General features: G+C 75.1%; 7 protein-coding genes. 3 read left to right on the plus strand and 4 right to left on the minus strand.

Translation table 11 applies throughout. From position 1 onward, the window contains the following. Nucleotides 1-41: 41 nt before the first annotated feature. Entirely contained in the window at nt 42-491 is a 450-nt protein-coding gene (locus tag GL263_RS19220; protein WP_182856975.1) for a PTS sugar transporter subunit IIA, read from the plus strand. Nucleotides 492-671: 180 nt separating this feature from the next. Continuing rightward, on the plus strand, nt 672-905 hold the full coding sequence (locus GL263_RS19225) for a hypothetical protein (RefSeq protein ID WP_182856976.1): 234 nt from the start codon (nt 672-674) through the stop codon (nt 903-905). On the opposite strand, the gene GL263_RS19230 is transcribed toward GL263_RS19225, so the two are convergent. Continuing rightward, entirely contained in the window at nt 848-1,774 is a 927-nt protein-coding gene (locus GL263_RS19230) for a DUF4184 family protein (RefSeq protein ID WP_182856977.1), read from the minus strand. The genes GL263_RS19225 and GL263_RS19230 overlap by 58 nt on opposite strands. Before the next feature lie 132 nt (nt 1,775-1,906). On the opposite strand from GL263_RS19230, the gene GL263_RS19235 reads away from it, so the two are divergent. After that, the gene (locus GL263_RS19235) at nt 1,907-3,385 is read left to right on the plus strand and encodes an FAD-binding oxidoreductase (RefSeq protein ID WP_228456655.1); all 1,479 of its coding nucleotides are present in this window, start codon (nt 1,907-1,909) and stop codon (nt 3,383-3,385) included. A gap of 9 nt (nt 3,386-3,394) precedes the next feature. On the opposite strand, the gene GL263_RS19240 is transcribed toward GL263_RS19235, so the two are convergent. Genes GL263_RS19240 through cbiE form a run of 3 tightly spaced genes read right to left on the minus strand, consistent with a single transcriptional unit; the run spans nt 3,395 to nt 6,217 of the window. Next, nucleotides 3,395-4,156, minus strand: coding sequence for a cobalt-precorrin-6A reductase (locus GL263_RS19240; protein ID WP_182856978.1), 762 nt, complete (start codon nt 4,154-4,156; stop codon nt 3,395-3,397). Then, complete coding sequence (gene cobM / locus GL263_RS19245) at nt 4,153-4,914, minus strand: precorrin-4 C(11)-methyltransferase (RefSeq protein ID WP_182856979.1); 762 nt, start codon at nt 4,912-4,914, stop codon at nt 4,153-4,155. The genes GL263_RS19240 and cobM overlap by 4 nt, the downstream gene beginning before the upstream one ends. Before the next feature lie 4 nt (nt 4,915-4,918). Continuing rightward, a complete protein-coding gene (gene cbiE, locus GL263_RS19250; protein ID WP_323379475.1) occupies nt 4,919-6,217 on the minus strand; it encodes a precorrin-6y C5,15-methyltransferase (decarboxylating) subunit CbiE in 1,299 nt (432 codons plus the stop codon). Nucleotides 6,218-6,295: the final 78 nt, after the last annotated feature.

Here is a 6,295-nt window from a genome sequence, read left to right on the forward strand (position 1 = left end):
CCCCACCCCCGTACCAACGCTCCATCCCCTGGGAGGCCCCCATGACCTCGGTCACGTCACCGCTTGCCGGTCGTGCCATCGGACTCGCCGCCGTGCCCGACCCGGTGTTCGCCGGCGCGATGGTCGGCCCCGGCACGGCCGTCGACCCGGTCCGTGAGCCGTCCGAGGCGCTTGCGCCGCTCGACGGCGTCATCGTCTCCCTGCACGCCCACGCGTTTGTCGTCGCCGACGACGCGGGACGCGGGGTGCTCACGCACCTGGGGATCGACACCGTCAAGCTGGACGGGGAGGGCTTCGAGCTGCTGGTCGCCAAGGGCGACAAGGTCACGCGCGGCCAGCCGGTGATCCGCTGGAACCCGGCGGCCGTGGAGGCCGCCGGCAAGTCCCCGATCTCGCCGGTGATCGCGCTGGAGGTGACGGCGGACGCCCTCGCCGACGTCGTCGAGTCGGGTGACGTGAAGGCCGGCGACACGCTCTTCGCCCTGCGCTGAGCCGCCGCCACAGCGGTGGTGGCGCCGCTCGCGCCGTACGACTCGGGCCGCCCCCGGACACAGCCTGGCCGGGGGCGGCCCGTCGTATGTCCACGAGTGGTATAGATGGGCGCTGGCGAGCGCCGCGAACCCGCTGGGCGCGCGGCGGAGCGACAGGCGAGACATGCGAGGGCGAGTGCCATGACGGGCCCGGCAGACGAACCGGAACAACCGCGCGGGCCGCAGTGCCAGTTCTGCCACGGCGCCGGCCAGGTGCCGCGCGCCTGGGCGTATGGGCCGGGCCCGGACCCGTTCCGCGTTCCGCTGGAGACGCTGGTGCGCTCCGGGCACTGCTGGTTCTGCCGCGGCACGGGCGTCTACGAGGCGTCGCTCGATCCCACGCTCGACGAACTCCGCCGCCCGCCGGGCGGCTGAGCGGCAGCCTGCGCCGGCTCGGATCCCGGCGCGCGCGACGGCGTGCCGGCCGGCGGGTCCACCGGCGTACGCGCCGGCGCGCGCAGCCGTACCACCACCGCGTACAGCGGGAGGGCGACGGCGAGTCCGGCGCCCGCCCCGAAGAGCGACGTCGGGATCAGGTCCAGCGGCGTCAGCGGTACCTCCGACACCGCCGCCCAGCGCAGACAGCGGTGGACGGCGCCGACGAGCATCGCGGCCACCAGCAGTCCCACCGCCGTCCACCGGGCGCGGCGTGACAGCACCGGCACCCCGGCCGGCGGTCCGCCGGCCGGCAGGTGCCGGATCGCCGACCGCCAGAAGAGCGTGAGGACAACCAGCGCCACCGCCGAACTCCCGTACTGGGCGAGGCTGTAGCCGGGGAAGCCGGCGACGGTCGAGTCCAGGAAGGGCAGGGCGCGGACGCCCCAGCGGCCCTGGTGGGTGAAGGCGTCCCAGACGACGTGTGTCGCCGCGCCGAGCGCCGCCGACAGATAGCCGCACACCAGCAGCCGCACTCCCGGGCGCACGCCCGGCGTGCGCGGACCCAGCAGCGCGTACGCCCGCGCCTGCCGGTGCGCGGGCAGCAGCGCGAGAAGCGGCCCCCGCACCCACAGCCACAGCAACACCAGCAGGCCGGCCGTCATCACGTCCACGGTCAGCACGCCCACCGCCGAGTGGGTCGTGGCGCCCAGCCGCATCGCCCCCGGCAGCAGGCTGTCGGCGAAGTACACGGCGTCCGGTGCCATCGTCCCGGCCACCAGTGCCGAGGCCACCAGCGGCCCCCGGCCCGTGCCGTCCCGGCGGAGGCCGGGCAGTGCGGCGGCCGCATGGCTCAACGTGAACGGCACGGGTCCCCCGGATCTTTGAGGTCGGTCGGCTTCCGTTCTACCCGACCGGTGGCGGGCCGTTGAGGGCGGGCCGCCGCCCCGGTGGTGACCGCCCGCGCTTGGTGTGAGCCTGGAGAGAGGGAGGTGGGGCCCATGAACGGGAACCACAGCCACCAGGGCGCGTCGCCGGCGACAGCGACGGGCCGGCCTGACGGCGCGGGCGGCGAGAGGGCCGCGCCCGGCATTCCGGAAGCCCGGCTGGCCGCGTTCGCCGACGGGCTGAAGGGGCGGGTCGTCCGGCCGGAGGACTCCGCCTACGACTCGGCACGCTCGATCTGGAACGCCATGATCGACCGGCGCCCGGCCCTGGTGGTGCGATGCGTCGACGACAAGGACGTGACCGCCTCGGTCGACTTCGCCCGCGACCTGGGGATGCCGCTCGCGGTACGCGGCGGTGGGCACGGTGTGGCAGGCCAGGCGGTGTGCGACGACGGACTGGTCATCGACCTGTCCGAGATGAACGAGGTCGAGGTCGACGCCGAGCGGCGCACGGCGCGGGCGCGGGGCGGCTGCACACTCGGGGACCTCGACCGCGCGACCCAGCAGCACGGGCTGGCCACCCCGCTCGGAGTGGTGTCGCGGACGGGCATCGCCGGGCTGACGCTCTCCGGCGGGATGGGATGGCTCCGCCGCAGACACGGGTTGAGCTGCGACAACCTCGTCTCCGCCACGGTCGTCACGGCTGACGGGCGGCTGCGCGTCGCCAGCGAGGCCGAGCACCCCGACCTCTTCTGGGCGATCCGGGGCGGCGGCGGCAACTTCGGCGTCGTCACGTCCTTCGAGTACCGCCTGCACCCGCTGGGCCCCGAGGTCTTCCTCTGCTTCCCGCACTACCCGCTGAGCCGCGCGCGGGAGGTGCTGCGGTCGTGCGAACGGTACGTGTCCGAAGCGCCCGACGGGGTGGCACCGGTCGGCGTCCTCGGCCGGGTTCCGGAGGCCGAGGAGTTCCCGGACGAGGCGCACGGGCAGCTCTTCGTGGCGCTCCTCGCCGTGTACCCCGGAGACCCGGACGAGGGCGAGCGGGCCGTGCGGCCGCTCCGGGAGATCACCGAGCCGCTCGGCGACCTGAGCGGGCGCATGCCCTACGTGGAGGCCCAGAGCGTACTGGACGCCGACTACCCGGACGGGGGCCGCTACTACTGGAAGTCCCTGAACGTCTCGGAGCTCAGCGACGAACTCGTCGAACGGCTGGTCACCCACGTCGCCGCGTCGCCCTCGCCGGCCTCGACCATCGACGTCTGGTTCCAGGGAGGCGCGATGGCCCGGGTGGGTGAGGAGGAGACCGCCTTTGCCAACCGTGCGGACCCCTACCTCCTCGGGTTGGAGGCCAACTGGGAGGAGGAGGCCGACTCGGACGCGAACATGACGTGGGTGCGCGGCGTCTTCGCCGACCTGCACGGCTCCTTCTCCACCGGCGGCCTCTACCTCAACTTCCCGGGATTCCTGGAGGAGGGCGACAAGCTGCTGCGCGAGGGCTACGGCGGGAACCGGGAACGGCTCGCCGAGATCAAGGCGACGTACGACCCGACGAACCTCTTCCGCCTCAACGCCAACATCACGCCGCGGTCCTGACCGCACGCGTCAGTGGGACAGCTGGCAGTCCAGCCAGTGCAGGGCGCCCGGGACGTCCGGGACTTCGGGAACGCCCGGCGGGGTCGCCGGGCGGCGGCGGAGTACCACCGGGATGCCGGCCTCTCGGGCGGCCAGCAGCTTGGGGGACGTCGCCGGACCGCCGCTGTTCTTGGTCAGCAGCACGTCGATCCGGTGGCGGCGCAGCGTCTCCCGCTCGGCGGCGAGGTCGAACGGGCCGCGTGCGAGGAGGAGTTCGTGGTGCGGAGGGAGGTCGGTCGGCTCGGGTGGGTCCACCGACCTGATCAGGTACCAGAGTTCGGGGGCGGCGGTGAACGCGGCCAGGTCGCCGCGTCCCGTGGTGACAAAGACGCGGCGGCCCAACTGCGGTAGGAGCGCGGCGGCTTCGGCCGGGGTGTCGACCTCGTGCCAGCGGTCACCGGGGCCGGACGTCCATGCCGGGCGGCGGAGGGCCAGCAGCGGGGTGCCGGTCTCGGCGGCGGCAAGAGCCGCGTTCCGGCTCATGACGGCTGCGAACGGGTGCGTGGCGTCCACGATCGCGGCCACCCGGTGCGCGCGCAGCCAGTCGACCAGCCCGGACACGCCGCCGAAGCCGCCGACACGTACCTCGCCGGCCGGCAGGCGGGGGTGGGTCACTCGTCCGGCCAGCGAGCTGGTGACCCGCAACCGGGCCTCTGCCGAGGAGAGTTCGGCGGCCAGGCGGCGGGCGTCGGACGTGCCGCCGAGCAGCAGCACGTGCGGCCGTTCGGTCACAACGCGCAGCCGCCCTCGGGGCGTTCACGCTCGGGCGAGTACAGGTGACTGTCCGGGAACTGCTCGGCGGCCAGCGTGCGCCCCACGATGATCACAGCCGTGCGCACGAGCCCGGCGGCCTTGGTCTGCTCCGCGATGTCCGCGAGCGTGCCGCGCAGCACCAGTTCGTCGGGCCGGCTGGCCATCGCGACGACGGCGGCCGGGCAGTCCGCGCCGTAGTGCGGCAGCAGCTCGTCCACGACCCGGTCCACGTAGCGCGTCGCCAGGTGCAGCACCAGCAGCGCGCCGCTGCGGCCCAGCGTGGCGAGGTCCTCGCCGGGCGGCATCGCCGTGGCGCGCTGCGCGATGCGGGTCAGGATGACCGTCTGCCCGACCGTCGGCACGGTCAGCTCCCGCTTCAGCGACGCCGCCGCCGCCGCGAACGCCGGCACACCCGGCACGATCTCGTACGGCACGCCCGCCGCGTCCAGCCGCCGCATCTGCTCGGCGACCGCGCTGAACACCGACGGGTCGCCGGAGTGCAGCCGCGCCACGTCGTGCCCGGAGGCGTGCGCGGCGACCAGCTCGGCGGTGATCTCGTCCAGGTTGAGCTGCGCGGTGTCCACCAGCCGTGCCCCCTCCGGGCACTCCGCCAGCAGCTCACGCGGGACCAGACTGCCCGCGTACAGGCACACCCGGCACTCCGCGAGCAGCCGGGCGCCGCGCACCGTGATCAGGTCGGCGGCGCCGGGGCCGGCGCCGATGAAGTACACCGTCATCGCTTCAGTCGTCTCCTGCCGTGTCGTTCCCGCCCGGTTCGGCGTCCCCCACGGGGCCCGTGGCCACGGGATCCTTGACCACCGACCACAGGGTCACCGGCATGGCCTGCCGCCAGCCGGTGAAGCCGCCCACGCTCCTGGCGTGCGCGACACCGAGCCGCACCAGTTCCCCGCCGTGCCGCCGGTACCAGCCGGCCAGCAGCGCCTCGGACTCCAGAGTGACCGTGTTCGCGACAAGCCGCCCGCCGGGCCGCAGCGCCTCCCAGCAGGCGTCCAACAGCCCGGGGCCGGTCAGTCCGCCGCCGATGAACACCGCGTCCGGCGTCGGCAGCCCGACCAGCGCCGCCGGCGCCCGGCCGGTGACCACGCGCAGCCCCGGCACGCCCAGCGCGGCCGCGTTCCGGCCGATGCGCTCGGCCCGCACCGCGTCCCGTTCCACGCTCACCGCCCGGCACGCGGGGTGCGCCCGCAGCCACTCGACGGCGATCGAGCCCGAGCCGCCGCCCACGTCCCACAGCAGCTCGCCCGGCTCCGGCGCGAGCGCCGCCAGCGTCGCCGCCCGCACGTACCGCTTGGTGAGCTGCCCGTCGTGTTCGTACGCCTCGTCCGGCAGGCCCGGCACCAGGCCCAGCCGCAGCGCGCCCGGCTCACGGCGGCACTCCACCGCGACCACGTTCAGCGGGTCGCCCGGCTGCGCAGACCAGCTCTCCGCCGTGCCCGTCGTGTGCGTCTCGTCCTCGGCGCCGAGCCGCGCCAGGACGTCCATCCGGCTCGGCCCGAAACCGCGTCCGCGCAGCAGCGCGGCCAGCTCGCCGGGGGTGTCCGCGCCGGCGCTGAGCACCAGCAGCCGCCGGCCCTCGTGCAGCACCGCCGCCACCCGCTCCAGCGGACGGCCCACCGCCGTCACGACCTCCGTGTCCTGCGCCGCCCAGCCCAGCCGGGCGCACGCGTAGGACACCGACGAGGGATGCGGCAGCACCCGCAGCCGCTCCGGGCCCAGCTCCTCGGCGAGGGTCCGCCCGATCCCGTAGAACATCGGATCGCCGCTGGCCAGCACACACAGCGCGCGGCCCGCGTGCTCGGCGACCAGCTTCGGCACGGCCGGCCGCAGCGGCGACGGCCACGCCACCCGCTCGGCCCGGCACGCGTCCGGCAGCAGCGCCAGCTGGCGGCCCCCGCCGACAACCACGTCCGCGGCCAGCAGCGCCCGCCGGGAGGTCTCGGCCAGCCCGTCCCAGCCGTCCGCGCCGATCCCCACGACGACCACCGGCGACCGCGTCGCGCGGGGCTGCTCTGTGTTCACTGCCGACACCTCGGGACTCGGGGAAGACCGCAGGCCACGGGCTGACGCCCCACGGCCGCCCCCGACCTTACTGAGCGG

The organism is Streptomyces durbertensis, assembly GCF_014156695.1.
Classification (GTDB): Bacteria; Actinomycetota; Actinomycetes; order Streptomycetales; family Streptomycetaceae; genus Streptomyces; species Streptomyces durbertensis.

Bases quoted from the DNA above. Each gene is read 5' to 3' on its own strand.
- GL263_RS19225 (WP_182856976.1), top strand. From the start codon at position 672: ATGACGGGCCCGGCAGACGAACCGGAACAACCGCGCGGGCCGCAGTGC.
- GL263_RS19220 (WP_182856975.1), top strand. From the start codon at position 42: ATGACCTCGGTCACGTCACCGCTTGCCGGTCGTGCCATCGGACTCGCC.
- cobM (WP_182856979.1), bottom strand. From the start codon at position 4,914: ATGACGGTGTACTTCATCGGCGCCGGCCCCGGCGCCGCCGACCTGATC.
- GL263_RS19235 (WP_228456655.1), top strand. From the start codon at position 1,907: ATGAACGGGAACCACAGCCACCAGGGCGCGTCGCCGGCGACAGCGACG.